Source organism: Streptomyces sp. NPDC055025, assembly GCF_053608565.1.
On sequence record NZ_JBSGVS010000005.1, the window covers coordinates 144487 to 169620 of the forward strand.

The window sequence follows — 25134 nt, forward strand, 5'->3', positions numbered from 1 at the left end:
CGACACGACCACGTGTCCACGCCGACCGATGAGCACGGGACCGGAGATCGGCGAGACGCCCCTGTACGAGACTCATCGCGCACCTCTCAAGGGTCCTGATTCCTACGTTCATGGCAGTGACAGTGACAGTGACGGACCGTCATAACGCCGCCGTTCCACGGCCGTTAACAGCGCATTTCCCGCTGCCGCGACGTGGACGCCGATGGAGCCCGGACTGATCCGCGGCGACGGCGGCACCGGCAGTACGAGCAGCACCGGCAGTACGAGCGGCACCGGCAGCACGTACGAGCACCGGCGGTTCTGTGCTCCTACCCTTTCCCGCACTGTGGGTAGAACGTTTTCAGACCCTGTCACCGGCGTAGGTGAACGCCGCGAGGTTCCCGCGTACACCGTGACATCCTCCCGCGTACACCGTGGCGTCCCGGAACGCCACGGTGTGCCACGGTGTGCTCCAGCGTTCGGTGTCCAGCGGTCAGGAGGCGGTCAGGAGGCGGACGGGACGTACGGGAAGGTCCTGGACGGTTTGGCCGTCACCGATTCCTTGGTGATTCCGAGGGTGATCGGGGTGTTGGCGGCGAAGGAGAACATCACGTCCGGGGCATTGTCGGTCAGGGTGCGGCCGTTCCAGCCGGCGAAGCCGAAGCAGGCCGAGGTGCCGACGGTGTAGGGCAGGATGTTCGGCAGGATCGCCTCGACGACTGTCTGCCCGTATGCGTGAGGGTCCTCGGAGGTGCCGTACGCGCGCACCACGGACGCCACCGACTCGATGAGCGACTTGCTGTAGATCTGCAGGTCCTCGGAGGGCGGGTTGCCGTTCAGGTGGTTGCCGAGGTCTTCGTTGAACTGGGTGAACAGCGGGTGGATCATCGGCAGGCCGGCGCGGTTGACCGGCCGCCAGCCACCCCGGTCGGTGGCCAGGGAGTCCAGTGCCCACACACCGATCCGGTGGTCCGGTCCGGCCACGGGCACCAGTTCCTCGTCGGCGACCTCCAGGACCACCGAGTAGACGGTGTGCCCGGCGAAGAGGTTCTGCGCCTGTGCGGGGTTCCAGCCGGACAGGTCGACCGTGGTCCCGTCCTGGAAGGCGTGGCCGACGGCGCCCAGTACGTCGGGTTCGATCCAGAAGGGGTCACCGGCCTTGCCCGCCCAGACACGCCCGCCGCGCGGCAGCTCGACGGTCTCGCCGGTGCGGCCACGGGCGATCACGGTCCCCTCGGCCGCCGGGTCACGGGCCTCGGGACCGGTCAGCCGGCGCAGTTCGTAGTTCTGTTCGCCGGCCTGGTCCCGCTCGGTGAAGGTGAAACGGTAGGTGAGGTCCTCGATCGCGTCGCCGTTGGCGTCGATCTTGATCTCGTACCGGCCCTCGGGGTGGAATCCACGCGGGATGTCCTCACCGCCGAGCGAGTGGCTGTGGTCGGTGACGAAGACAGTGCCCTGCTCTCCCCGGAACACGAAGAGGTCGGTGATGTCCAGGCGGGGGTCTTGGCGGGCGATGGGGGAATCGAGATGGTGGGACATGGTCGGGCCCTCTTCCTTCGACTGCGGCGAGGATCGAAGGAGCCGACGTCCCGGACGGGCCGGACCGAAGGTCGCGGCGGTCGCCGGACACGAGACGTCGGCTACGGACCCCAGCCATGGAGTGAACGCCTTTTGCGCCACTAGATATATTTTCACCCATTTTCGCCGATTGTTCGTTCTCGATGCGCGGCCTGGGGCGGGTATGTCGTCGTCCTGGGGTCCGGTACACCCGGGATGACCTGCGAAGACGGGCAGGGACAGGTCCGTCCGGGGCACCAAGGCCGTGGCGGCGGCACTATGGGCGTGGCACGGTGCCGCGGGCATGGGCGGCGGCGGGCGTGTGCGTGGGTGTGGGTGTGGGTGTGGGTGTGGGTGTGGTGTGGCGGCGGTGCTGTGGGCGTGGGTTTTACGTCCTGGTGTCCGTCCGTTCCGGTCGGTGTTCTTCCGCGTCCTGACCGGCGGCGTCGGCCGGGCCGATCGGCTCGGTCGCCAGGACGACCACCTGGTCCTCGGCGCTCCATTCGCGTCGCTCGCCTTTGTGGGGGTTGAGCCGGACCCCGTGGTCCGGGGACAGTGTCCGCCGGTCGTGACGGCGGTAGCCGATGGCGCATTCGCCGCGGTCACGCGCGGCGGCCACGACGGTGGCGAAGGTGGCCTCGCTGCCTGGGCGGACGTAAGTACCGGCCTGGCGAAGGCAGATCGTGCTGCCGTCGGCGGAGAACAACTCGTCGAACACGGCCGCCAGATGCCGGTTCTGTGCGATCTGCGCCATGAGCAATCCGGTCAGCTTTCCGCTGACGATGACATCGGAGCCGGGGTTGACGGGTGCCAGGGGCCGGTTGTGGTCGTCGGTGAGCTCGGTGACCACGCGTACCTCCCGTCCGGTACGCTCCTCCAGCAGCCGCAGGGCCAGCAGGGTGACCAGCGTCCAGTCGTCGGGACGGTCCGGCCCGGCGCCCGGATCAGGGCCGAGGACGACCAGCCCGTCGTACGGGGCGAGGTCGAGCCCGAGCAGGGTCTCGGGCCGTGACAGGGCGGCGGCCCGGAAGCGCACGGCCAGCCGCGCGGCCGACTCCGTCCCCACCTCCGACGCCGCCCCCACCTCGGTCCGCGTCCCCGTCTCCGGTTCCCGTGGTCCGGGGACGGCTCTGTCCGTGAGCACGTCCAGAACGGAACCCGGCCGAGCCGTGCGCCGTAACTGGTTGACGACGAGAGGTGCCCGCCGGTTCCAGCCGAGCAGCAGCAGACGCGCGGCGGCCTCCGGCGGTGGCTGGGCCGTGGCGATCACCGACGGGTCGACGAGGTGACGGCAGTCCTCCAGCTGTGCGGTGTCGTCGTCGCGGGTGAGGACGATCAGACGGCTCCCTGGTACGACGACGGTGTCGGTCGGCGGATTCAGCAGCGTATTTCCCTCGGGGGTGAGCAGTCCGACCACACAGGAGCCGGGATGGCCCAGCAGCGTCGCGCCGAAGGGACCACCGTGGAACGCGGTCGCCTCGGCGAAGTGGAACTCGTCGCCGGCGAAATCGAGCAGATCGCGCAGGACGAGGGAGAGACCGGGGCGGCCGACACACTGCGCGATCAGCCGGGCCGTGACCGTGTCGCTCTCCAGAACCGTGCCGTGCGGCCCGGCGGCCAGCCGGGCCGGCGCGCGATAACGGTCGTCCCGCACCGCGGCCAGTACGGGCGGCCCGCCCGTCCCCTCGCCGAGAACCGCTCGCAGCGCCAGCAGGATCCGCAGTACCTCCGCGTCGGCCGTCGGTTCCCCGGACGGCAGCACCAGCACGGTGCTCGCCGTCCGCGGGCTGACCAGCGCGAGCACGCCGGGGTCGCTCGCGGGACCGCTGCGGCAGATCACCCGGGTGCGGCCGACCGGACCGACCCGGGCGGTCAGCGCCTGCTCCATCTCGGTCTTGTCGCGGTCGGCGAGCAGGACGACGGCCCTCGGCCGGTTCGGGGCCTGGGCGGCGACCAGCTCACTCACCACCGTGGTCACCTGGTCCGACCAGCCGAGCACGACGACATGGCCCTGCTCCAGGACGGTCGACCGCCCCCGGCTCAATTCCGCCATGCGCTCGGCCAGACCTGTGGTGATCACCCCGACAAGGGTCGAGACGCACAGCAGGGCGACCAGTCCGAGCAGGGCCGACAGCACCATGCGCAGCGGTGTGCCGGTCAGCGCGCCCAGTCGCAGCGTCTCCGCGCTGACCCGCCACGCCGCCGTCAGCCGACCCGACAGCGACCGCGGCGAGCCGGGGTCCGTCCACACCAGCAGCGCGCTCACCGGTACGACGACGGCCAGACAGGTGATCACCAGCCAGCCCATCAGGGTGCCGGTACTACGGGCCAGCGTACGGTCGAACCGGTAACGCGCCCGGTCCCGCAACGAGACCGGCCGCCGCCCCTTCGGTCGTCCCACTTCCGGTCGTCCCACTCCCACGCCACCCCGCCCTACTCCCACCCCGCCCCTTGCCCTGTGACACGCACCCTGCGATGAGGCGGGTACGACACCGGGCGGCCAGCCACCGCACCATGCTGCTTCCGACGCCGGGACACGCCGTATTCGAGAGCCGATTCACCCTTTCGGGCAGACGCCGTGACCGGCCACCTGACATGGGTGTGCCGTATTTCGTCGTGGATCATCCGTGCCCAGCGCGGCCCGCACATGAAGTCCGCCTCCCCGGCTTCGACGATATGGCGCCGCGCGGAACCGTTCCGTGTCGGCCACGGCCTGGGGCGTGTTGGCCAGGCGTCGCGGGCCAGGTGGGACTTTCGAAACACGGCCCAGGAGGGAGGTCTACGAACGCTTGGCGCAGTAGAGGCCTCGGCCGATTCGCCGGATACGGGACGCGCCGACAAGACGGTCGAGTGTGCTGCGGACCCCGTTGATGCTTCCGCTGTCGGAGTCACGGCCGAGAGCCGCCGCGACATCGCGGGCCCGCACGTCGGCATCGCCGACTTCGGCGAAGTACTCCATGATCTGCTCGGTGAGCTTGCCGTACTTCTTCTCCCCGTCCGAGCCGGTTGCGGCGGCGGCGGGACGTTCGGTGTCCTTGCCGATCTCCGGCTTCTGAGCCCGTGGCGCGGACTTCGCTGTGACGTCCGCGGGCTCGGAGGAGCCACTGTCCGTACGCGGTTCGACGGGCGTCGCGGCCCGGTCCCGGTCCTGTTTCCGGGCCGCGGCACCGGCCGCGCCCATCGAGGCCGCTGCGGCCGGGTTGAGCATCAGGGTCTCAAGGGCGCCGAGGGCCCGCTGCACAGAGCTGAGATGCGCCACGACCGCGGCCAGTTCCCTTTCCAGTGCCTGCTTCTGGACCTGGAGGCGAGCGAGGTCTTCCTGAAGGCTCTCAGCGGTGATCTCGATGTTATGTGCCGCTCGGGTTACAGAGACCATGTGTTCCTCTCATCCTCAACCCTTCGTGCCGCGCTTCGGCTCACCTGCGGTGCCGCTCGGCCCGGACGCGGGAACGGGTACCCCTTCGCCATCATATGCAGCGGGCCATCCAGGACGTGGACGCATCGGACGGGTCCCATGGGTTCGGCACGATGATGAAAACACTTGCTGTCACTGTCAGCGATCCGATGGCCTTCCGCCCGCTGCCCGTCTTTTCGGAGAGGGCCGGCGGACATTCATCTGAGGGGGCGTCGGCCGGAAGTCCGAGCGTCTTCCGAACACGACGGCGCCGCAATTCGCTCGCTATGACACAACATGGTTTCCATGTGAATGTTGTGTGTGTAAGGAAGGCCCCGCAGGGCCTCTTCACGCAGCCCAGCGACGCGAGTTGAGCCGCACGGCCGACCGGGACAGTGTGATGTGTGGCCCTTGGCAGGCGACGCTTCACATCATGTACAGTCCAAAACTGGCATCCAACGGAAGGGCCCTGGCGCCTTATCTGTCCCGTCGATGCCATCGCGCGTTTCATAACTGCTCAGAGCTCATCACCATTATGTGAAAGCAAGGTATCGCAGTGCACAAGCGCAAGCCGCGACGGCGGCTGCCACTCATGATCACGGCAGGTGTGCTGGCGGCAGCGAGCATCACGGCCGTTCCGCCGCTCGCCCAGGCGTCCGCACCGGATGGGCGAACCGCCGTCCGCCAGCAGGCGTTCGAGCGGGCCGCGGCCGAGTACGGCGTTCCCCTGCCGGTCCTTCTCGGTGTGGCCTACCACGAGTCGGCCTGGGAAGCACATCCCGGCGAACACAGCACCAGCGGCGGCTACGGTCCGATGCATCTGACGGACGTGACGCCCGAGATGATGGCCGGTGGCGACGCGGGAGCGGCCGGCCGTGGAGATCTGAGGGAGATGGCCGCCGATCCCTCCCTGCACACCCTGCGGACGGCGGCGAAGCTGACCGGACTGCCTGCCGAAGAGCTGCGCGACAACGATGTCACCAACATCCGCGGCGGCGCTGCCCTGCTGGCCTCCTACGCGAAGGCGACCACCGGACATACGCCCGCGGATCCGGGCCAGTGGTATGCCGCGGTGGCCCGTTACAGCGGTTCCACGCAGGAGCGCGGGGCGAAGGCGTTCGCCGACCGTGTCTTCGCGACCGTCAAGGAGGGCGCCGGCGGGATAACCGAGGACGGGCAGCGGGTCCGGCTGAACGCCGTCGCGGATGTCCGCCCGGCTGCGGGCCAGTTGGCCGGGCTTCGTCTGAGCACGACGGCCGCCGCCGCGGAGACCGAGTGCCCGCCGACACTCGACTGCACCTTCATTCCCGCTGCCTCCGCCAACGGCCAGGTGGCCAACCGGCCCGCCGACGGCATCCGGATCGATTCCATCGTCATCCATGACACGGAGTCGTCCTACGAGTCGGCCATCAGCACCTTCCAGACACCCGGCGGCGGTTCGGCGCACTATGTGATCCGCTCGTCCGACGGCGCCGTGACCCAGATGGTGCCCACCAAGGACCTGTCCTTCCAGGCGGGCAACTACTCGACCAACATGCACTCGATCGGTATCGAGCACGAGGGCTACGCCGCTTCCGGGGGCACCTGGTACACCCAGATCCAGTACGAGACCAGTGCGGAACTCGTCGCGTACCTGGCCGACCGCTTCGACATCCCGCTGGACCGGCAGCACATCGTCGGGCACGACAACGTCCCTGGACCGAATTCGTCCCTTGTCTCCGGCATGCACTGGGACCCGGGCCCGTCCTGGGACTGGGAGCGTTACATGCGTCTCCTCCGTGCTCCCGGCGCTTCCGGCGCTTCCGGCAGCGGCGCTCACGGCGTCGCCCGGATCGGGTCGGCGGTCACCATCACCCCCGGGTTCGCCGGGAACCAGCAGACGGTGCGGATCTGCCCGTCCGACGACCCGACAGGTGCCACCCCCGAATGCACCGAACGGCGCCAGGCCTCGAACTTCGTCCATCTGCGCACGGCACCCGACAGCACCGCCCCGCTCTTCGGTGACCAGGCCATTCACACGGACGGTATCGGCACCAACCGGGTCAACGACTGGGGCAGCACCGCGCAGGCGGGGCAGCAGTTCGTCGTCGCGGACCGCCAGGGCGACTGGACGGCCATCTGGTACAGCGGCGCCAAGGTGTGGTTCCACAACCCGTACGGATGCAACACGACGCCCGCCCACGGCGTGACCGTGGTCAGGACCGCCGGAGCCTCGCCCGCGGCGGTGTACGGCAGCAGCTACCCGGACAGCGGCGAATACCCCGCGGGGCTCTCGCCCTCCACCCAGGCTCCGCTGAGCTTCTACACCGTCCCCGCCGGCCAGGCGTACGTCGCGACCGGCGAGCCCGCCGTCACCGACGACTACTTCCCCTCCAGCGGTAGGGTCGTGACCGGCGGCAAGAAGATGTACACCATTCAGTACAACCACCGCCTCGGACTGGTCTACGAGTCCGACGTCGTGACGGCTCACTGACCGCCCGCCCGTCCGACCGCCCGACCGCTGGATCCGCGGGGCGTGGTCCGGGTCGGTCGTTGACGGGCAGGAACGCGGCCCCGGTGTCACATCATGTGACACCGGGGTCAGTGTGGTGCGCGGGCGGCGGACCAGGAGTGCCGGCAGGCTGTGCGCGACCTGTCGACCGCCGTGGACACGCCGGGTCGGCGCGTTCGGCGCCCCCCGGCCCCCGCTCCCGCCCCCGTACTCAGCTCGTCCGCAGTCCGGGCGGGCGGGGTGAGCCGGCCCAGCGGGATACCACCGGCGGCCCCTACCGCAGGACCGGGCCGTTGGCGGAGGTGTATTCGTCCGCGACGCTGAAGACGCAGGCACAGCTCGGGCACTCCGCCTCGCCGAAGAGATGGGCGATTCCGTCGGCGAGCCCGTCCTCCCCGTCGCGGACAGCCGTTTCGTGCATCCACCGGCCGACGCCCGAGTACCCTCCGGCGGGGGCCGGCCGCAGGTCGCGTCGGTCCACGTCCCCCAGGTTCCAGTCCCGGATCGCGGAGTAGCGCCCGTAACCACCGATGGCGATCGTGACCTCCACGGCACAATGCGGACAGGCCAGATGGTAGAAGTCGTCCGTGAAGTCGCCCAGGACGGCGGCCCAGTGGTACTGCTCCTCCACCGCGAGCAGCGCGCGGAAGGTGACGAGGTAGTCGGCCGGGCGTGACCGCAGGTGCCCGTCCAGCAGTTCACGGAACTCCGCGATCGCGTCGGCACAGTCCGCCAGCAGATCGTCGCAGCCGTGGTGACCTGCCGCGCGCTCCAGGATCTGGCCGGTCAGACGACGTGCCCCGGCGCTGCCGGAGGCCAGGCGCACCAGACGGGGCAGGGCGGCGAAGCCGGCGGGCGACACCAGGTCGTGTTCGAGGACCAGCCGGTATCCCAGCTCCTTCCACGCTTCGGTGTCGTCCCCACGCTCCACCCGTTCCAGGAGCAGGGGTACGCGATCAGTCTCGAAACAACAGTCGTGCATCTCGGTCCAGTTCACCACTCAGACATTGAACCGCCTCGGAGGCGGCAAGGATGGGCGGGGTGGTTCAACTTTCCGCGTACTGACCCCTGCGCTGCTTACGGCCGCTGAACGGGGGGAAGCCGGTGCAGCGCGTTGGAGACGGCTCTCATCCGCTCGTCGACGTCGACGAGTCGCCGGCGGAGTTCGTCGGCACGGGCCTCCAGATCGGTGGCTTCAGCGGCCAGCGACACGGCCGCGGCCACGATGTCGATTCGGTTCTCGGTGGTTCGGGTCATCGTGTGTCCTTACGGCCGCGGCGCGGGTTGGCCCCTGCCCGCGGGCAGGGGCCAACCCGGCAGGACCTACCGCCGCTGTGCGAGCCAGTCGACGAACCGGGTCTCGGCGATGTGCGCGTCCGGGCCCGGCAGGAGCGTGGTCTCCTTCAACTCGGTACCGAAGTACGGGGCGTGTACATCGGTGACCACCGTGCGGGGGTCGTTCTCGGCGGCGAGTCCCTCGCGGATGAGCTGGTCGAGCTGGAACTCGTCGGGGCCCGCGACCTCCACCACGCCGTTGACCGGGGCACCGACGGCCGTGCGGCCGACGGTCGCGGCCACGTCGTCGGAGCCGATGGGCCGGATCCTCACGGGGGCCAGACGCACGGTGTCGCCCTCGGTGGCCGCGGCGGCGATCGCCTTCACGAACTCGAAGAACTGGGTGGCGTGGACGATGGAGCAGGGGATGCCGGACGCCTTGATCAACTCTTCCTGGGCCTGCTTGGCGCGGAAGTACCCGCTCCCCTGGAGGCGCTCGGTGCCGACCACGGACAGCGCCACATGATGCGTCACCCCGGCCTTGTCCTCCGCCTTCAGGAGGTTGGCCGTCGAGGTGCGGAAGAACTCCATGACGGCCTCGTCCTCGAACGAGGGGGAGTTGGAAACGTCGATCACGACCGACGCGCCCTTCAGGACCTCGGCCAGACCCTCGCCCGTCAGAGTGTTGACGCCGGTGTTGGGCGCGGCCGCGACCGCCTCGTGCCCGTGCTCACCGAGCTTGCCGACCAACTTCGAGCCGATGAGCCCGGTTCCACCGATCACTACGACCTTCATCATGGATTCCTCTCGGAGTTTTCATGGTGCGGCGCACGTCCCGCGACGTCCGCTCACCGGCACCGGACGCGTTCTGTCCGTACTGGAAGGGACCAGCCGGCGGCTCTGGTTGTGACAGGGGATTCGCGGGAAGGTACGCCTCGCGGAGTTGTACGAGGTCCTTCGTCGATGCCTCGGGCGGCGCCCTGGGTGACGATCCGAGCGGTGCGGGGGTCGGCGAGCGGACAGGCCCTCCTTGAGCGTGTCGGCCGCGTGCTGCGGCCAGCTGTCCTGGGGATCCATGGTGGCCAGGGCCGCGTCGATTCCGCCGGCGGCGAGTGCCGTATGGGCGTCCTCCTCGGGACGTCTGCCGGTGGAGAGACCGCCTCAGTTGTCCAACGAAGCCACGTAGGGGGCCAGTTTCGCCGGATTCATTACCCACATGACGCGTTCGATGCCGCGTGCCGACACATCGACGGACAGCAGAGCCACCGCGTTCCCCTCGGCCGAGACAAGGACGGCCGGTCTGCCGTTGGCCTCGACCCAGCGCACGTCTGTCCGAGGCCAGAAACGCGGGGCGAAGGCGGCAAGGTACTTGGAGACATGCGGACGTCCGACGACCGGGATCTTGGATGCCCCGCGCACCCCTCCACCGTCGGAGTAGCTGACCACGTCCGCGGTGAGAACATCCTCGAGCTCCGCCAGACTGCCGGTCTGGGCAGCGGCGACGAACACCTCCATCAGCCGCCGGTGAGCGGTGGAGCTGACGGGCTCCCTGCGTTCCGCCGACAGGTGCTTCCGGGCGCGGCTCACCAACTGGCGCGTATTGGCTTCGCTCGTCTCCAGGATGTCCGCGATCTGCTTGTACGGGTAGTCGAAGGCCTCTCTCAGCACGTAAGCGGCCCGTTCCACCGGGTTCAGCTTCTCCAGGAGGAAGAGAACCGCCAGGTCGAGTGCCTCTGCCCGTTCCGCACCCAGCTGCGGGTCCACGCTCGTGTCGACCGGCTCCGGAAGCCAGGGCCCGATGTACGACTCACGCCGCATCCTGGCGGACTGGGCGAGGTTGATCGCCAGACGGGCGGTGACGGTGGCCAGGAACGCCGCCGGCTCGTGGATCTCGGCGCGATCGGTGTTCTGCCACCGCAGCCACGCCTCCTGGACGATGTCCTCGGCTTCCACAGCACTGCCGAGTACGCGGTACGCGATGCCGAACAGCCGGGGACGCGCCGCGATGAACTCCCTCGTCGCCCGGTCAAGGGAGTTTTTGCCATCCCCGGCGTCCATAGATGTCCTCCTGGTCCGGATGACCATGCTACAAGCCGTCACAACGGGACGCGCGCCGCCATGGGAACGCCGGCACGGATCCATTCGTGTCACAGATCCAGTGCCTCTTCTGTCTGTTGTTACGAACCGGAGGTGGAATAGATGAATTGACGGTGGGGTACCGCGCCAAGCCCGGCATCCGGGGGCGGGGGTCCAGGACCATATGGACCCGAAGAGTGTCGACGCGTTCGGATTCACCCCTGGATTCCGGCTGGCCGCCCAGTGGAATTACTGGGAGTCGACCATAGCCGCGACAGAGGCCAACGCGCTGATCGCGCGGGAGAAGGCGTCTCTGGGGCGCGGTCTCCTCCCCGCGCCGTACTCCCAGCACGGTCGGTATCCGGCGACACCTGTCAGTGACCGGGCACCGCCGGGCACCGCGGCCTGACCTGCCGAAGCTCTCTTGGCTCCCTTGGCTCCCTTGGTCCCGTTGAGCCGAGCCCTCGATCTTGCTCCGAAGATCGTTCTGTTGGAGGCTGAGGCATGCAGAATCTGCCGACATTCATCTTTGTCCATGGGGCCTTCGCGAATTCGTTCTCCTTCGCGCCACTGCAGGCCGAGCTGGCCCTGCTCGGGCACCGCTCGGCCGCGGTCGACCTTCCTGGGCACGGGTTCGAGGCGACCTTCCCGGCGGCCTACCAGGCTCCCCAGGATCTGAACGCGCTCGCCGCGGAACCGGGGAGCATCAAGGGAGTCACACTCGCCGACAACGTCGCCCGCGTGATCGATGTCCTCGAACGGGCCAAGCGGAACGGGCCCACCATCCTCGTCGCCCACAGCAGGGGCGGCATCACGATCACCGCCGTCGCCAACGCCCGGCCCGAGCTGATCGACCGGATCGCCTACGTCTCCGCCTGGTGCCCCGTCGATCTGGACGTGAGCGACTACTACACCCAGCCGGAGATGGCGGACGTCGACGCGGGAGCCTTCGCCGCCACGCTCGTCGGGAACCCGGCCGAACTCGGTCTGCTCCGGACCAATTTCCGTATCGCCGACCCGGCGGCGCTTGCCGTGCTCAAGCGAGCGTTCGCCGCCGACCTCACCGACGACGAGTTCCGGACCTTCCTGAACACCTTCCAGCCCGATGAGAACCTCGACGCCGGTACGTCCGCCGACCGGGCACAGGCCACGACCTGGGGCCGGATTCCCAAGACCTATGTGCGCTTGGCCGACGATGCCAGCATCCCGCTCGCCGCGCAGGACCGCATGATCCGCGAAGCCGACGCGCTCACCCCCGACAACCCCTTCGACGTCGGGACACTTGAGGGCAGTCACCTGGGCTGGCTCGTCCACCCGAAGCCCGCCGCCGAGCTGCTCGCGAACCTCGCGGCGCGCTGACACTCCGCCAGGCGGTTGTGCGGGACGGGAGGTGCCCGTTCCGCACAACCGCGAGCACCGCGAGCACCGCGCGCCCCGCTCGTAACCCCCGAAGGATCCGCCGGTTACTCCACGAAGTACGAGTCGTGCTTGTCGAGGAACGCGGCACGCTCGTCGTCCGTGGCGTGAGCCAGCTGCGAAAGCCCCTCGAAATACTCTTCACGCGGTGCGCCGGGAGTGAAGAGCAGAAGCATCTCGGCCGGCGCGTCGGAGTCGTTGCGGAAGGCGTGGAGTCCGCCCTGCGGCACATGCAGGAAGTCACCCTGCTGTGCGTCTATCCACTGAGCACCGTTGAAAAGACGAACGGTGCCCTTGAGGATGAAGAAGGACTCCGAGATGGTTTTGTGGAAATGGGTCTTGGGGCCGCCCGCCTTTGCGCTCATCTCGACCCGGTAGAGTCCGAATTCGCCTCGCGTGGTGGTTGTTGTCGCCAGGTAGTGAATGGCGTCCCCGCCTGCTGTGCCGACATCCGGCGGAGTGTCCGCCGGCCTGAACTTCGCGTTGATCTCGCCGTCATCACCCGTGTACACCTGCTTGGGGTACGACATGCGAACCATCCCTTCCGTACGCTGAATCGGTTGACGCCGCTGGTCCGTCCCCCCGCCGTAGCCTGGGGCGGCGTGGAGACGGACTGTACGTGTTCCGGCCGGGACAGGCGCAGATCAGCTGAACTGGCCGGGCTGGTAGTCCCCGGCGGGCTGCTGGTTGATGACGTTGATCCGGTTGTAGGCGTTGATGACGGCGATGAGGGAGATCAGGGCGACCAGCTGCTCCTCGTCGAAGTGCTTGGCGGCGTTCGCCCAGGCCTCATCGGTGACACCGCCGGCCGCGTCGGCGATGCGGGTGCCCTGCTCCGCCAGCTCCAGGGCGGCGCGCTCGGCGTCGGTGAACACCTTGGCCTCCCGCCAGACCGCGACCAGGTGGAGGCGCTGCGGGGTCTCTCCCGCCAGGGCGGCGTCCTTCGTGTGCATGTCGGTGCAGAAGCCGCAGCCGTTGATCTGGCTCGCGCGGATCTTCACCAGTTCCTGTGTCGCGGCCGGCAGTGTGGAGTCCGAAACCACTTTGCCGGCCGAGTTGATGTGCTTCAGCACCTTCGCGGCGAGAGGGTTGCCGAAGTAGTTGAGACGCGAATCCATGGTGATCTCCTAGCCATGTTGCGGATACGTACTACTGACCGGAACAGCCCGGCGAAGTGTGACAAGAACCCGGGTGTGACGTGCGTCCCATCTGTTGTGTCATCGGCGGCCCGCCGATGGTGGCCCGGCTCCGCCGGCCGTTGCCAGGGATCACCGGCCGAGACCGGCTTCCACGAACGCGGAGGCCGGACAGGGCCTGGGTCTTTCGAGGCCCTAACCGCCGAGGACGGACAGGAGCTGGAGGCTCGCATGGCTCTCGGTGCCCGGTACCGCGGTGAACACCAGAAGCCGCTGCGACTGGTCGGGGTCGACGAGCGTCTGGCAGTGCAGCTCCAAGGTCCCCAACTCCGGGTGCTCGAAGCGTTTGGGCGCGCAGTACGCTCCGAGGACCGGGTGTTCACGCCAGAGCGCGGCGAATTCAGGGCTGGCCGTCCGCAGTGCGCCGACGAGGTCGGCGGTGCGTGAGTCGCCGCCGTCCCGCGCGTACGCGCCGTAGAGATCCGCCACCAGCAGCCGGCTCCGTACGGCGTGGTCGCTCTCGGGATGGAGCAGCCGGGAGGCGGGATCGGTGAACCACCGGTAGTGCAGACTGCGGGCCCGTCCGGTGAACGCGGTCTCGTCACCCAGCAGCGCGACCGCCATGCGCGTCTGCTTCAGTGTCTCGCCCAGGTGGTTGACCACCTGCGCGGGAGTGTCCCCGAGCCGGTCGAGAACGCGCATCATCCCCGGGTTGATGTGATCGCCGCGCCGCACCCGTTGGGGAACGGCGTGACCGGCGAGCTGAAACAGATGGTCCCGTTCCTCCAGGGACAGATGCAGACCGCGGGCGATCGCGGCGAGCATCTGTTCCGAGGGATGCGGCCCCCGCGGCTGTTCGATCCTGCTGTAGTAGTCGACCGACATGTCGCACAGTGCGGCGACTTCCTCGCGACGCAGTCCGCCGGTGCGGCGGCGCCGCCCGCGTGGCAGTCCGACATCCTCCGGCTGAAGGGCCTCACGCCGTGCTCTGAGGAAGGCCGCCAACTCCGCTCTGTCCACTGTTCCTTGTCCTGTTCGCTCAAAGAGGATCTTCCTGACGGCACCGCACCAGCACCGGCACCGCAGCAGCAGCACCAGCACCGGCCACCGGTTGCCTCAGGCGGCTGTGAACGCGACCCCCGTCAGACGCTCGGAGATCTGCCAGAGCCGGGCCGCGTCCGTCTCGCTCCGGGCCGACTTGTAGATCGCCAGCTCGGTGGGGCCGCCGGTGAACTGCCCGAGACCGTCAGGGCCGTAGAGGAGCCCGCCCTTCGCCTGCGGGCTCGTGGCCGCGTACAGGGGTGGCAGCAGCCCCGCGTCGACCGCATGCACGAAGACGCCCCAGCCGGCCAGTCGCTTCATGATCGCTTCATGGGGAGCGGGACGGGTGCGGCCGAGGTTGGGTCCGGACGCGTAGAGGTTGGTCAGTGTCGTGCCGGGATGGGCGGCGTTGCTGACGATGCCCCAACCGCTCGCCGTGCCGAGGCGCTCCAGCTCAAGGGCGAACAACAGATTGGCCAGCTTGGAAAGGTTGTAGGCGCGCACCGGTGAGTAGCGCTTCTCGCTCTGCAGGTCGTCCCAGTCGATCCGGCCGCCGCGTGCGGCGCTGCTGGTCATGGTGGTCACCCGGGCCCGGCCGGCCCGCAGCAACGGCATCAGACGCCCGGTGAGTGCCACATGGCCGAGATGGTTGGTTCCGAACTGCAGCTCGTACCCGTCCGCCGTCGTGTGCCGGGTGGCCGGTGCCATCACTCCCGCGTTGTTGATCAGAAGGTGGATCGGTCTCCCTTCTGCCAGCAGCGTGTCAGCGAGGTGTTCGACCGATGCCAGTGAGGCCAGGTCGAGGACGCGGGTGGAGACCTTCGCCCCGGGACCGGCGGCCCGGATCCGCTCAAGAGCGGCGGCACCTTTCGCCGCGTTGCGCACCGGCAGCACCAGTTCGGCGCCCGCGCGGGCGAGCCGTGCGGCCAGCCCGAGGCCGACGCCGTCGCTCGCCCCGGTCACCACGGCGAGCTTTCCGTGCAGATCGGGCACGGTCACTTCTTTCATCGCATGCTCCCTGCGTGTGGGTTTGTCATTGCCGGATCACAAGCGTCCGCGCAGGGGACGCTCCGATCCATGCGGTGCTCATCCATGGATGGACAGGGCATGGCAACATCCGCATCCGCATGGGGTCATTCCGCCGGCAGCGGCTCCGGCGCCGGCACGGCCATGACCCGGTGTGACAAGGTGTTGCTTCACACGGTATGTTCGCTGTGCGCGCCTCGATACATCGTTGCACACAGGCCGCGCCCCGGAGATCCCAGTCCGCCGCGCACCACCGTTATGACGGAGATGGCGGACGGGACCCGTCCTCGGGCCCCAGGCGCGGGACGGTAGTCGTGCCGAACTCCCGGCGCAGGGCGGCACTGGCGGCGAAACAGGGACCGGGTCAGTGTGACGGCTCCCACACCGATGTCGCCGCCGGGATGGTTCGGGTCGTACGTCTCGTACGTCTCGTACGCCGCCGCCGGGCGGTAGCGCGGCGGCAGCCGGTCGCCGGCCAGCTCGAGCAGCCCGCGCGGTGTGGTGTCCAGCGTGATCACCCGGGCGTCGAGCTCCGCGAGACGGGTGACCCGGTGGCCGGTGTGCAACACACCGCCGTGCGCCCGCAGATCGTCGGCCAGGGCCTCGGCGATACGCACACTGCCGCCCTGGGGCAGTGGCCCGCCCGGCCGATCGCGTAGGCGTGTCCGGTGCTCAGCGCCGCGTCCGCGAGGAACAACACCGCGATGAACGTGATCGGCCGGACAGGGCCTGGACGATCGGCCTGTCCAGGGCCACGGCTTCGATCAGCCGGGCCAGCATCCACGGCCGGGCGAGCTTGGCCGCGGCGCCGGCCATGCCCATGGTCATGCCGGAGATCAGCAGGACCCGGTGGCGGCGGACCGTCTCCCGGAGGTTCATGCCGGCTTGACGTAGGACGCGACGAACAGACCGGTCGCGGGAACATAGTCGGTCCGCTGCCAGTCGCTGTAGTGACCCTCGGGCCGCAGTCCGGAGTCCCGGGCGTAGACATCGACCTCGTCGGGCGTGAGCAGACGCGCGGTCTCGGTGCCGATGCGGTGTGTGCCGTCCGCCTCGAACAGGATGGTCGACACCTGCCAGATCCGGTTGTCCCCTAGGAGCGTGGCGTGCATTTGGATACCGGTGTCCGGCTCCGGGTAGGGCACGAACATCGTGGTACGCGCCAGACCTTGGTGCAGGGCCACGATGCCGGGACGGTTGTGGGTCTCGATCAGCAGTCTGCCGCCGGGCCGCAGATGTTCGGCCGCGCGGGCGATGGTCTCCCGCTGGCCCTCGGGGTCGAGGATCAGCGAGAGCGTGGAGCAGACGCAGTAGACGAGACCGTACCGCCGGTCGCCGCGGTAGGTCCGGATGTCGCCGAGTTCGGCGGTCACCTCGCCCTCGTCGGCCTTCGTCTCCAGAACGGCCAGCATCTCCCGCGAGGAGTCCACACCGGTGACCGCGCCGACGCGGTGCGACAGGGGCAGCGCGATCCGGCCGGTTCCGACGCCGAACTCCAGCGTGCCCCAGGCCGGGTCAGGGTGGAACCCGGCCATGGCGTCGACGGTGGCCCGTGTGACGGCGCCGCTCTGGAAGATACGGTCGTACCAGCCGCCGAACTGCCTGCCGTAGCCGATATCCGCGATCGACATGGGTTCTCCGTTTCTGTGGAAGGGACACTCCCGCGGCGGGAGGCTGGGGCAGCCGCCCGCGGTCCCGCCCACGGGGGTCCGGCGTCACTCGGCTCGGCCGCCGGAGCCGGACGTCAGTAGTTGTCGCGGTCCACGTAGTCGGCGATGATCGCCGCCGGCATCCCCGTCGCGAGAGCGGCGAGCTCGGCTGGGGGTTCCGCTCGTGATCGTGGCTGCGGCCGCGGCCGCTGTCGCTGCCGGGGACGAGGCCGTCGGCAGCGGGGAGCGCGGCGGGATGTGCTCGGAGGCGAACAGGGGCTCCACCGCGTGCTGTCGCCCGCGCTCGGGGTGCGCCCGCAACAGCATGAACTGGGTGTGGTCGGCGCCCGGCTCGTGCGGGATCCTGCTGGTCAGATGGTGCTGAAGGATTCAGTAGCCGGGGCCGGCGACGATACGGCCCATGTCCGCGGACGACTCGTTGGCCGCCTTGACGATGACCTGGAGCGCGTCGAAGAGGACCTTGGGGGCGGAAGGCCGAGGCCGTTGAAGAAGATCACGCCGAATTCGGCGCCCGGCGGACGCCGGTGGTCGACCTCGACCACACGGCCGTCGGCGCGGGGCATCGTGGAGAACGCCGCCATCCGCCGGCGCGTACCGAGATACCGCGTCTGCGCACCGGCCGCCCAGCTGCCGACGCACAGCGCCGCCACACCGATGGCGAACTTCCGTTCGATCGGCATCGTTCCCACTGTCGGCACGCCCATCTTCTCTCCTCGTGCGAGCTGCGTACGGTGCCTGGGTTGACCACGATGGGCGGCTCACCTTCGGTGATCCTTGGACGGACCTTGAACTGCCTGGTCAGGGCGGACCGGACAGGGCCTAGACGAGTTCGCGTTCCTTCGTCTCCGGGAGCGCCCGCACGCACAGCAGCGAGACCACGGCCATCGTGCAGACGTACCAGCCCACCGACGCCGAGCCGAAGCCGGACTGGAGGCGCGGCACGACCAGGGGGGAGACCGCGCCGCCCAGGACGCCGCCCAGGTTGTACGCGAGTGACGCGCCCGAGTAGCGGACGCGGGCGGGGAACAGCTCCGGCAGATACGCGCCCATCGGGCCGGAGATCACGCCCACACAGAACAGCGCGCCGCCCATGGCCACCGCCATCACCACCGGGCGCCCGGTGGTGAGCAGCGGGAACAGCAGCAGGGCCCAGACCGCGGCCAGTCCGCAGCCCGTCAGCACCAGTTTCCGCCGGCCGTCCGTGTCGGAGCGGGTGGCGGAGAGCCAGATGGCGGTCGCGAGGAAGAGGCAGGCGACCAGGGACAGCGCCAGCATCGTATTGCGCGGCACGCCCAGGGATGCCGTGGTGTACGACAGGCCGTAGGTCATCGACGCGTAGAAGAGCGTGTAGACGACGGCCATGGCGCCCGCGCCGAGCAGCAGTTCGCGCGGATGGCACCGGACGAGTTCCGTCAAGGGCGCCCTGCTCGCCGTCCGTTCGGCCACGGACCGCGCGAAGACCGGGGTCTCGCTGATCTTCAGCCGTACGACCAGTCCGACGGCGACCAGCAGGAAGGACAGCAGGAACGGGACGCGCCATCCCCAGCTCGCGAAGGCCGCCTCGTCGAGCGACGCGGACATCAGCCAGAAGACGCCGGTGGCGGCGGAGAAGCCGACGGGCGGGCCGAGTTGGGGGAACGCCGCGTACAGCCCGCGCCGCCCGCGGGGCGCGTGTTCCACGGCGAGGAGCACCGCGCCGCCCCACTCGCCGCCGATCCCGATTCCCTGGAGGAAGCGGAGCAGGACGAGCAGCACAGGTGCCCAGGACCCCAGGGTGGCGTAGCCGGGGAGCAGTCCCACCAGCGCCGTGGACAGACCCATGAGCAGCAGCGAGGCGACCAGGACGGATTTACGGCCGACGCGGTCGCCGAAATGGCCGAAGACGATTGAGCCGATCGGGCGAGCCAGAAAGGCGACCGCGTACGTGGAGAACGACGCGAGCGTGGCGTTGAGGGGGGAGAGGTTGGGGAAGAAGACGTCGTCCAGGACCAGCGCCGCCGCCATGCCGTAGATGAAGAAGTCGTAGAGCTCGATGGTGTTGCCGATGAAGCTCGCCACGGCCACCCGGAGCGGACTCTCCTGGGTTTGCGGACCGGCGGCGGCGGGCCCTGTAGGTGTGGGGGAAGGTGCGGGGGACAGAGTGTCGTCGATCACACAGGCACTGTCACGGTCGGTGACCGGGGTGGTCAACGGCGCACATCGAGCACTCTACGAAATCATCGCGCTACCGGCTGTTATCGGCCGTGTGGTCGCCGGTAAGCAGGTACTACCGACGGACAAGAGGGCCGGGCGATCACGCATACGTCTTCGGCGACCGGACCGCGTGCGGGTCCGGGCCGTCGGGGAAGCGTATGGGCGGCGTGGACGTCGTGCCCGGCGCCGTCTCCGCGCTCCCCGCGAGCGCGGCCCCCCCCAGCAGCGGGAGGGCCGGATCCAGTGCGCCGGCAACGACGGCCTGAACGCCTCCAGTTACTCGCCTACGTCGATGGCGACCCCGCATGTGGCGGGCGCCGCGGCGCTGTACCTGGCTGCCAACCCGACGGCCACACCGGCCCAGGTCTCCTCGGGCCTGGTCTCCCTGGCCGGCAGCGGTGTTGTCTCCAACCCCGGCAGCGGTTCGCCGAACCGTCTGCTCAATGTGCCCGGCGGCACGGTCACCCCGCCCGGTCCGAAGTTCGAGAACGGGCGCTCCAGTTCTAGACGTGCTGTTCTGAACGGCCCCTGCGCCTACGAAGTGCCGGCCGGGGCGTCCCCGTCTGTCGCGTGGCCGGGAGTGCGGCCGGGAGCGTGGTCGGGAGTGCGGCCGAGAGCGCGGTCGAAGACGGTCAGCAGAAGGTAGAGCACACCGGCGCCGAGCATGATCCAGGCGAGGTGGTGCAGGCCGCCGGTGTCCGCGCGCTGTCCGAAGGAGGCGGCCGTCGCGGAGGAGGCGACCATCGAGCCGACGTAGGCGAAGGTGCGCAGCAGACCGGCCGAGGAGGCGGTGCGCTCGGGATCGGCCTGGAAGTAGACGGAGTTCTGCAGGGCCAGGTTGTTCAGCCCCTGCGGGACGCCGAAGATCAGGGCGACGAGAACCAGCGTCCACACGGGACTGCCCCCGGTGAGCCTCAGCATCACCGCACAGGCGACGATCTGCCCGAGAGCGCCGACGAGCAGCTTGCCGCGTACGCCCTCGCGCCGCCCGGAGACGACCGAGACCCCGATGGCCACCAGGAACATGGGGATCTGCACCAGCCCGGCGTGGAAGGGCGAGAGCCCGAAGCCCTCCTCCGTCCACTGGGTGAACCCGTAGAGGAAGGAGTAGGCGACGACGTAGGCGACCAGCGCGCGCCCGTAGGTGACCAGCAGCGGGGTGTTGCCGCCCAGCACCCGCAGGTCGATGAACGGGGTGGGGGCCCGTAGCTCCCGCGCCGCGAACGCGGCGCTCGCTGCGGCGGCGGTCACCAGCAGGTACCAGTCCCGCGGATGCGGGTTCATCAGGAACAGCAGGAGCGAGACGAGCATCGCGGCGAACAGCGCCATGCCGGGCAGGTCGAGCCGGGCGGCGAGACGCCCACGCCGCGGGGACACCTCCGCACCGGCCTCCTTGGGCAGCCGGAGCAGCCCCAGCAGCACGGCCACGACGGCCAGCGGCACATTCAGCGCGAAGGTGGCGCGCCAGCCGCCCAGCCCGATAAGCAGACCGCCCAGCAGAGGGCCGATCACGGCGATGGTCTGATTGGCGACGGCCAGAGCGGTCAGCACCCCGCCGGGACTGTTCTGCCCGGTGCGCCTGGCCTCGCCGCGCAGCAGTGCCATCGCGGCGGGATACCCGGCGCAGGTGCCGAACCCGAGCAGCACCCGCGAGGCGATCAGCACCCCCAGATCCGGCGCCAGGGTGCCGACGACACCGGCGACCCCGACCAGGCTCGTGCTGACGAGGAACAGCCTGCGCGGCCCGAAGATGTCGATGAGCCGGCCCATGACGGGCTGCCCGAGAGCAGTGGCCAGATAGAGGGCCGAGACCAGCCACGCGGTCTGCGAGGGCGGCGCACCCAGCGCGTCGCCGATGGGTACGAGCGTGACGGCGATGATCGTCGAGTTGATCGGGTTCAGGACCGAGCCCAGCATCATCGGCGGCAGCAGCCGCCGGTCGAAGCCCGCCGTCGCCGTCCCGCCTCGCGCCTCTGTGCTCCGATCAGTCACGGGTGAGGCGCTCCAGTACCGCCATGGCGGCGATCACGGCCCGCCGTTCCTCTTCCGTGCACTTCTCCTGCAACTCACCGGCAAGCCATTCCTGCCTGGCCTGCCGCCCCTCCTCCACCCGCCGGTGCCCCTCGGCGGTCAGCGCGATCAGCAGACGGCGCCCGTCATCGGGGTCGGGCCGCCGTTCCACCAGCCCCAAGGCGGTCAGCGACGCGACCGTCGCCGTCATCGACTGGTGGCGCACTCCCTCGGCAGAAGCGAGTTCACTGGCCGTGACGCCCTGCTCGCCGGACAGACGGGCCAGAACGGACTCCTGCCCAAGGGTGATGTCCTCGGCTTCGGCGGCGTTCAGGATGCGGCGCCGCAGACGGCTGATGACCGTACGGACCTCTCGCGAAGCCTGAACCGCCGAGGGCGACAGGCGCGGGCTCTCATTCACGCGGGCTCTCATTCACACGTTCCAGACTAGAACCCGCAGCTTGAGTTGTACAGTTTTATCTGTACAACTGATATCTGTGCGACTGGGACTGCTCGTCGCGCCGGCCGCGGCGGCGTTCCCGACGGCCCGTCACGGCGTCGACGGCCCGTATCGGCGTGAAGGGCCCGTCACGGCGTGGAGGGCCTGGTCTCGGTCCAGTCGACCATCAGCTTCCGTTCGGCGAAGAGCCACTGGCCGTCGGCCTTGACGAAGGTGTCGAGGTAGCGGATGGAGGCGGTCATCAGGGTGCGCCGCCCCTCCACTTCCCAGATGTGATGCGCCAGGCAGTAGGTCTCGCCGGTGGCGCTGTCGCCGTCGACGGTCACTGTGGACTGCCCGTTGAAGTGAGTCGTGGTCTCGTAGGTGTTCAGATTCTCGAAGACCGGCGCGAGCGCGTCGCGGCCGTGCAGTTCCTGCGTCGGTTCGGGGGAGCGGCTGTCCATGTGGACGGCAAAGCGCGTGTCCTTCGTGAAAAGCGCCATCTGGCCCTCGGCGTCCCGGCTGTCCGCGCGGTGCGCGTACGCGTCCACGAGCTCGCGCAGGGCGAGGCGGTCCGCGGCTTCTTGCTCGGATATGGCGGTGTGGATGCCCATGGCGTCTCCTCGGGGAGCGAAAGGCGGCGGCCCGTGGCCGAGCGGTCCGCCGGCAACTATTTGACAGGTGTCCAATACTGTACGCGTACCGCCCCGTCCGCGGCGCCCGACATGGCACGATGACCCCCGCTGACCGCAGGAGGAGAGACGCGCGCATGGTGGACCCACGGATTACCCGGACAGAGCGCGCCACGGAGGAAGCCGTGATCACACTCGCGTCCACCCGGCCCATTTCCCGGATCAGCGTCTCGGAGCTGGCCGAGGCGGCGGGTGTCAGCCGCGCCACGTTCTACAACCGCTACGCGACGCCGCTGGATGTCCTCACCCGGGTGCTCCGCGCGGACCTGCGGGCCAGACGCGCCGAGGACGAGGAACGACGGTCGGCGGGCACGGTGCCCCCCGATGTCAATCTGCGTCTGGCCACCGGGGACATCGTCGACCACGTCGAGCGCTATCGCGAGATCTACCGCCACGCGCGGCACGATTCCGCGGACCACGGTGTCTACGACGCGTTGACCGAGCACTTCACCGACTACGGCCTCGCCTTCATGCGCACCTCGGGCCACGCTCCGCCCGAGGGGGTCAGCCACCGGATCGTGGCGCAGTTCCTCGCGCACGGCTTCGCCGGTGCGCTCAGGGCCTGGCTGTCGGACGACGGCGTCAGCCGCGACGAACTGGTCGAAGCCGTGAGCGCCGCCGCTCCGGCCTGGTGGACATAGGCCCTGTCCGCGGCCCTCTTCGCGGCCCTGTCCGCCCGTGTGTTCCGGGCACCCCGGGACTCACGCCGGTGAGCCGGCCGCCGCCTCCTTGTGCCAGGTAATCCTTGTGCCGGGTGATCCTGTCGCTCGGTGTCAGGGCGTCCGTCCGCACATCGGCGCGCGGGAAATGGGTCAGGCGTGCGTCCGGTGCACGGACCCGTCCGGTGTACGGACGTTCATGATCGGGAACGCCGGAGGCAGGGCGGAGGACTACCCTCGAATTCCAGGTGGACCGCTCCGGGCACGATGAGCGGCTGGTTTCCGGCCCCCGTCCACTCAGGAGACGCGCGATGGCGACGCTACTTTCGGTGAATGTCGGTATGCCAAGGGACGTTTCCTGGCAGGGCAGGACCGTCCACACGGGTGCATGGAAGGAGCCCGTCCAAGGCCCCCGGATGGTGCGGCGGCTGAACATCGACGGCGACGGACAGGGTGATCTGGCAGGACACGGCGGAGAGAACCGGGCCGTGCTCGTGTACCAACTGGAGTCCTACCGGTACTGGCGTGAGCACCTCGAACGTGACGACTTGCGGTTCGGCCACTTCGGCGAGAATTTCACCGTCGACGGGCTCCCCGACGACGAGGTGTGCATCGGTGACCGCTACCGGATGGGCGAGGCCGAGTTCGAAGTGACCCAGCCGCGTGTCACCTGCTACCGGGTCGGGATGCGCCTGGGCCTGCCTGCCATGGCCTCCCTGCTCGTCGCCCACCACCGCCCCGGCTTCTATCTCCGTGTCATCACCGAAGGCCGGGTGCGGGCCGGTGACGAGATTATCCGTACCCGGACCGGTCCTGGGGCGCTCAGCGTCGCCGACACCGACGCCCTGCTCTACCTGCCCGGCCGCGACCCGGCGAAGCTGCGCACCGCACTGTCCATCCCGGCCCTGAGCCCCGGCTGGCGGCAGTCCTTCCACGAGCTGGTGGAAGCCGGCGACCACCCAGCGGCCCCGGCGCGGCCCGACAAGGAGACCGCCGGATGGCCCGGGTTCAAACCGATGAGCGTCGCCCGTATCGTCCCCGAGACCCCCGCCGTTTCCTCGTTCCATCTCGAACCCACCGACGGGCGGCCACTGCCCGCGGCCCAACCGGGCCAGTATCTGGCGATCCGTGTCACCGACGGCCCTTCGCCCGCTCCGGTGCGCAGCTACTCACTGTCCTCCGCGCCAGGAACGGACAGCTACCGCATCAGCGTCAAGCGTGAGGCCCACGGCCTGGTGAGCACCTACCTCCACACCGAGGTGCGCCCGGGGACGCTGCTGGATGTCGCGAGCCCCCGAGGGGACTTCGTGCTCGTGGAGGGGAAGAACCCCGTCGTGCTGCTCTCCGCCGGCATCGGTGTCACCCCTGTGCTCGCCATGCTCCACCGACTGGCCTCTCACCGTGACCCGCAGCCGGTGTGGTGGATCCACACCGCGCGCGACCGCGAACAGCACGCCTTCGCCGTCGAAGCCCGCGGTCTCCTGGCCCAACTGCCCGACGCCCACCAGCACATCTTCTACACCGCGCCGCCCGACCGGGCCGGGGCCGAGCCGCAAACACGTGTCACATACGGGCACTTGGTCCCCGAGTCCCTGGCCGCCCTGGGGATTCCGGCCGACGCCGACGTCTATCTGTGCGGGCCGGAATCCTTTATGACCGACCTCGGCAAGGCCCTGCGGGAGCTCGGTCTCCCTCCCGACGGCATCCACACCGAACTGTTCGGAGCGAGGTCCCCCGTCACCCCCGGCATCGCGGCCGCGACGGCCACACGTCCGCACCAGCCCCCTGGTCCGCCCGGCTCCGGGCCTCTCGTCACCTTCACCCGCAGCGGCATCTCCGTGCCCTGGTCACCGGCCTGCAACTCCCTGCTCGAACTCGCCGAGGCATGCGACATCCCCACCCGGTGGTCCTGCCGCACCGGCGTCTGCCACACCTGCGTCACCCCTCTCGTCTCCGGTGACATCGACTACACCGCCCCGCCGCTCGAACCGCCCGAGCCCGGCAGCGTCCTGATCTGCTGTGCCACGCCCGCCACCGAGGTCCTCGTCGACCTCTGAGCGGATGGATCGGGGGGCCGGCG

Annotated in this window: 24 protein-coding genes and 2 pseudogenes; 7 read left to right on the top strand and 19 right to left on the bottom strand. The window is 69.4% G+C overall.

Translation table 11 applies throughout. The features are described from left to right. Positions 1-483 precede the first annotated feature (483 nt). The 3 genes from ACWGDX_RS05255 to ACWGDX_RS05265 form a co-directional block, all read right to left on the bottom strand. The gene (locus ACWGDX_RS05255) at positions 484-1518 is read right to left on the bottom strand and encodes a DUF4331 family protein (protein WP_453622447.1); all 1035 of its coding nucleotides are present in this window, start codon (positions 1516-1518) and stop codon (positions 484-486) included. 406 nt (positions 1519-1924) lie between these two features. Then, positions 1925-3937: a CASTOR/POLLUX-related putative ion channel gene (locus tag ACWGDX_RS05260; RefSeq protein WP_453622449.1), complete on the bottom strand. Its 2013-nt coding sequence runs from the start codon at positions 3935-3937 to the stop codon at positions 1925-1927. 378 nt (positions 3938-4315) lie between these two features. After that, a complete protein-coding gene (locus tag ACWGDX_RS05265; protein WP_453622451.1) occupies positions 4316-4912 on the bottom strand; it encodes a hypothetical protein in 597 nt (198 codons plus the stop codon). Between the two features lie 574 nt (positions 4913-5486). On the opposite strand from ACWGDX_RS05265, the gene ACWGDX_RS05270 reads away from it, so the two are divergent. Further along, positions 5487-7403: an N-acetylmuramoyl-L-alanine amidase gene (locus ACWGDX_RS05270; RefSeq protein WP_453622453.1), complete on the top strand. Its 1917-nt coding sequence runs from the start codon at positions 5487-5489 to the stop codon at positions 7401-7403. Between the two features lie 292 nt (positions 7404-7695). On the opposite strand, the gene ACWGDX_RS05275 is transcribed toward ACWGDX_RS05270, so the two are convergent. The 5 genes and pseudogenes from ACWGDX_RS05275 to ACWGDX_RS05295 form a co-directional block, all read right to left on the bottom strand. Beyond that, positions 7696-8418: a hypothetical protein gene (locus tag ACWGDX_RS05275; protein WP_453622455.1), complete on the bottom strand. Its 723-nt coding sequence runs from the start codon at positions 8416-8418 to the stop codon at positions 7696-7698. An 80-nt stretch (positions 8419-8498) separates the two neighbouring features. Continuing rightward, positions 8499-8678: a hypothetical protein gene (locus tag ACWGDX_RS05280; protein ID WP_453622457.1), complete on the bottom strand. Its 180-nt coding sequence runs from the start codon at positions 8676-8678 to the stop codon at positions 8499-8501. A 66-nt stretch (positions 8679-8744) separates the two neighbouring features. Beyond that, positions 8745-9491 (bottom strand): SDR family oxidoreductase, encoded by a 747-nt coding sequence (locus ACWGDX_RS05285; protein ID WP_453622551.1) that lies wholly within the window; start codon positions 9489-9491, stop codon positions 8745-8747. A 161-nt stretch (positions 9492-9652) separates the two neighbouring features. Further along, a pseudogene (locus tag ACWGDX_RS05290) lies at positions 9653-9851 on the bottom strand (FAD-binding protein); the annotation flags it as partial. Positions 9852-9857: 6 nt separating this feature from the next. Then, entirely contained in the window at positions 9858-10754 is an 897-nt protein-coding gene (locus tag ACWGDX_RS05295; RefSeq protein ID WP_453622459.1) for an RNA polymerase sigma-70 factor, read from the bottom strand. A 202-nt stretch (positions 10755-10956) separates the two neighbouring features. Here ACWGDX_RS05295 and ACWGDX_RS05300 point away from each other — a divergent pair, with 202 nt between their 5' ends. Together ACWGDX_RS05300 and ACWGDX_RS05305 are read left to right on the top strand one after the other, a co-directional pair. Then, positions 10957-11181 (top strand): hypothetical protein, encoded by a 225-nt coding sequence (locus tag ACWGDX_RS05300; protein WP_453622461.1) that lies wholly within the window; start codon positions 10957-10959, stop codon positions 11179-11181. A 95-nt stretch (positions 11182-11276) separates the two neighbouring features. After that, positions 11277-12131 carry an alpha/beta fold hydrolase gene (locus ACWGDX_RS05305; RefSeq protein ID WP_453622463.1) on the top strand — a complete coding sequence of 285 codons (855 nt, stop codon included), beginning with the start codon at positions 11277-11279 and terminating at the stop codon, positions 12129-12131. A 104-nt stretch (positions 12132-12235) separates the two neighbouring features. On the opposite strand, the gene ACWGDX_RS05310 is transcribed toward ACWGDX_RS05305, so the two are convergent. The 7 genes from ACWGDX_RS05310 to ACWGDX_RS05340 form a co-directional block, all read right to left on the bottom strand. Then, positions 12236-12718, bottom strand: a complete 483-nt coding sequence (locus ACWGDX_RS05310; protein WP_453622465.1) for a cupin domain-containing protein — start codon at positions 12716-12718, stop codon at positions 12236-12238. 114 nt (positions 12719-12832) lie between these two features. After that, positions 12833-13306 (bottom strand): carboxymuconolactone decarboxylase family protein, encoded by a 474-nt coding sequence (locus ACWGDX_RS05315; protein ID WP_453622467.1) that lies wholly within the window; start codon positions 13304-13306, stop codon positions 12833-12835. A gap of 213 nt (positions 13307-13519) precedes the next feature. After that, positions 13520-14344 carry a helix-turn-helix transcriptional regulator gene (locus ACWGDX_RS05320; protein ID WP_453622469.1) on the bottom strand — a complete coding sequence of 275 codons (825 nt, stop codon included), beginning with the start codon at positions 14342-14344 and terminating at the stop codon, positions 13520-13522. Between the two features lie 96 nt (positions 14345-14440). Further along, positions 14441-15373 carry an SDR family oxidoreductase gene (locus tag ACWGDX_RS05325; RefSeq protein ID WP_453622471.1) on the bottom strand — a complete coding sequence of 311 codons (933 nt, stop codon included), beginning with the start codon at positions 15371-15373 and terminating at the stop codon, positions 14441-14443. 188 nt (positions 15374-15561) lie between these two features. Then, entirely contained in the window at positions 15562-16008 is a 447-nt protein-coding gene (locus ACWGDX_RS05330; protein WP_453622473.1) for a hypothetical protein, read from the bottom strand. 55 nt (positions 16009-16063) lie between these two features. Beyond that, positions 16064-16270 carry a hypothetical protein gene (locus tag ACWGDX_RS05335; protein WP_453622475.1) on the bottom strand — a complete coding sequence of 69 codons (207 nt, stop codon included), beginning with the start codon at positions 16268-16270 and terminating at the stop codon, positions 16064-16066. Further along, positions 16267-17022 (bottom strand): class I SAM-dependent methyltransferase, encoded by a 756-nt coding sequence (locus tag ACWGDX_RS05340; RefSeq protein WP_453622477.1) that lies wholly within the window; start codon positions 17020-17022, stop codon positions 16267-16269. Before ACWGDX_RS05340 ends, ACWGDX_RS05335 begins: the two co-directional genes overlap by 4 nt. Positions 17023-17298: 276 nt before the next feature. Here ACWGDX_RS05340 and ACWGDX_RS05345 point away from each other — a divergent pair, with 276 nt between their 5' ends. After that, complete coding sequence (locus ACWGDX_RS05345; RefSeq protein ID WP_453622479.1) at positions 17299-17805, top strand: hypothetical protein; 507 nt, start codon at positions 17299-17301, stop codon at positions 17803-17805. Positions 17806-17880: 75 nt separating this feature from the next. Here ACWGDX_RS05345 and ACWGDX_RS05350 read toward each other — a convergent pair whose 3' ends face one another. Then, positions 17881-19215, bottom strand: coding sequence for an MFS transporter (locus tag ACWGDX_RS05350; protein WP_453622481.1), 1335 nt, complete (start codon positions 19213-19215; stop codon positions 17881-17883). A 310-nt stretch (positions 19216-19525) separates the two neighbouring features. Between ACWGDX_RS05350 and ACWGDX_RS05355 the strand changes: the two are divergent. After that, positions 19526-19900, top strand: a pseudogene (locus ACWGDX_RS05355) (S8 family serine peptidase); the annotation flags it as partial. Here ACWGDX_RS05355 and ACWGDX_RS05360 read toward each other — a convergent pair. The 3 genes from ACWGDX_RS05360 to ACWGDX_RS05370 form a co-directional block, all read right to left on the bottom strand. Then, the gene (locus ACWGDX_RS05360) at positions 19789-21174 is read right to left on the bottom strand and encodes an MFS transporter (RefSeq protein WP_453622553.1); all 1386 of its coding nucleotides are present in this window, start codon (positions 21172-21174) and stop codon (positions 19789-19791) included. The pseudogene ACWGDX_RS05355 and the gene ACWGDX_RS05360 overlap by 112 nt on opposite strands. A 64-nt stretch (positions 21175-21238) precedes the next feature. Next, positions 21239-21697 carry a MarR family winged helix-turn-helix transcriptional regulator gene (locus ACWGDX_RS05365; protein ID WP_453622483.1) on the bottom strand — a complete coding sequence of 153 codons (459 nt, stop codon included), beginning with the start codon at positions 21695-21697 and terminating at the stop codon, positions 21239-21241. Between the two features lie 155 nt (positions 21698-21852). After that, entirely contained in the window at positions 21853-22317 is a 465-nt protein-coding gene (locus ACWGDX_RS05370; protein ID WP_453622485.1) for a nuclear transport factor 2 family protein, read from the bottom strand. A 203-nt stretch (positions 22318-22520) separates the two neighbouring features. On the opposite strand from ACWGDX_RS05370, the gene ACWGDX_RS05375 reads away from it, so the two are divergent. Both ACWGDX_RS05375 and ACWGDX_RS05380 read left to right on the top strand, forming a co-directional pair. Continuing rightward, positions 22521-23036 carry a TetR/AcrR family transcriptional regulator gene (locus ACWGDX_RS05375; RefSeq protein WP_453622487.1) on the top strand — a complete coding sequence of 172 codons (516 nt, stop codon included), beginning with the start codon at positions 22521-22523 and terminating at the stop codon, positions 23034-23036. 329 nt (positions 23037-23365) lie between these two features. Then, on the top strand, positions 23366-25111 hold the full coding sequence (locus tag ACWGDX_RS05380; protein WP_453622489.1) for an MOSC domain-containing protein: 1746 nt from the start codon (positions 23366-23368) through the stop codon (positions 25109-25111). Positions 25112-25134 lie beyond the last annotated feature (23 nt).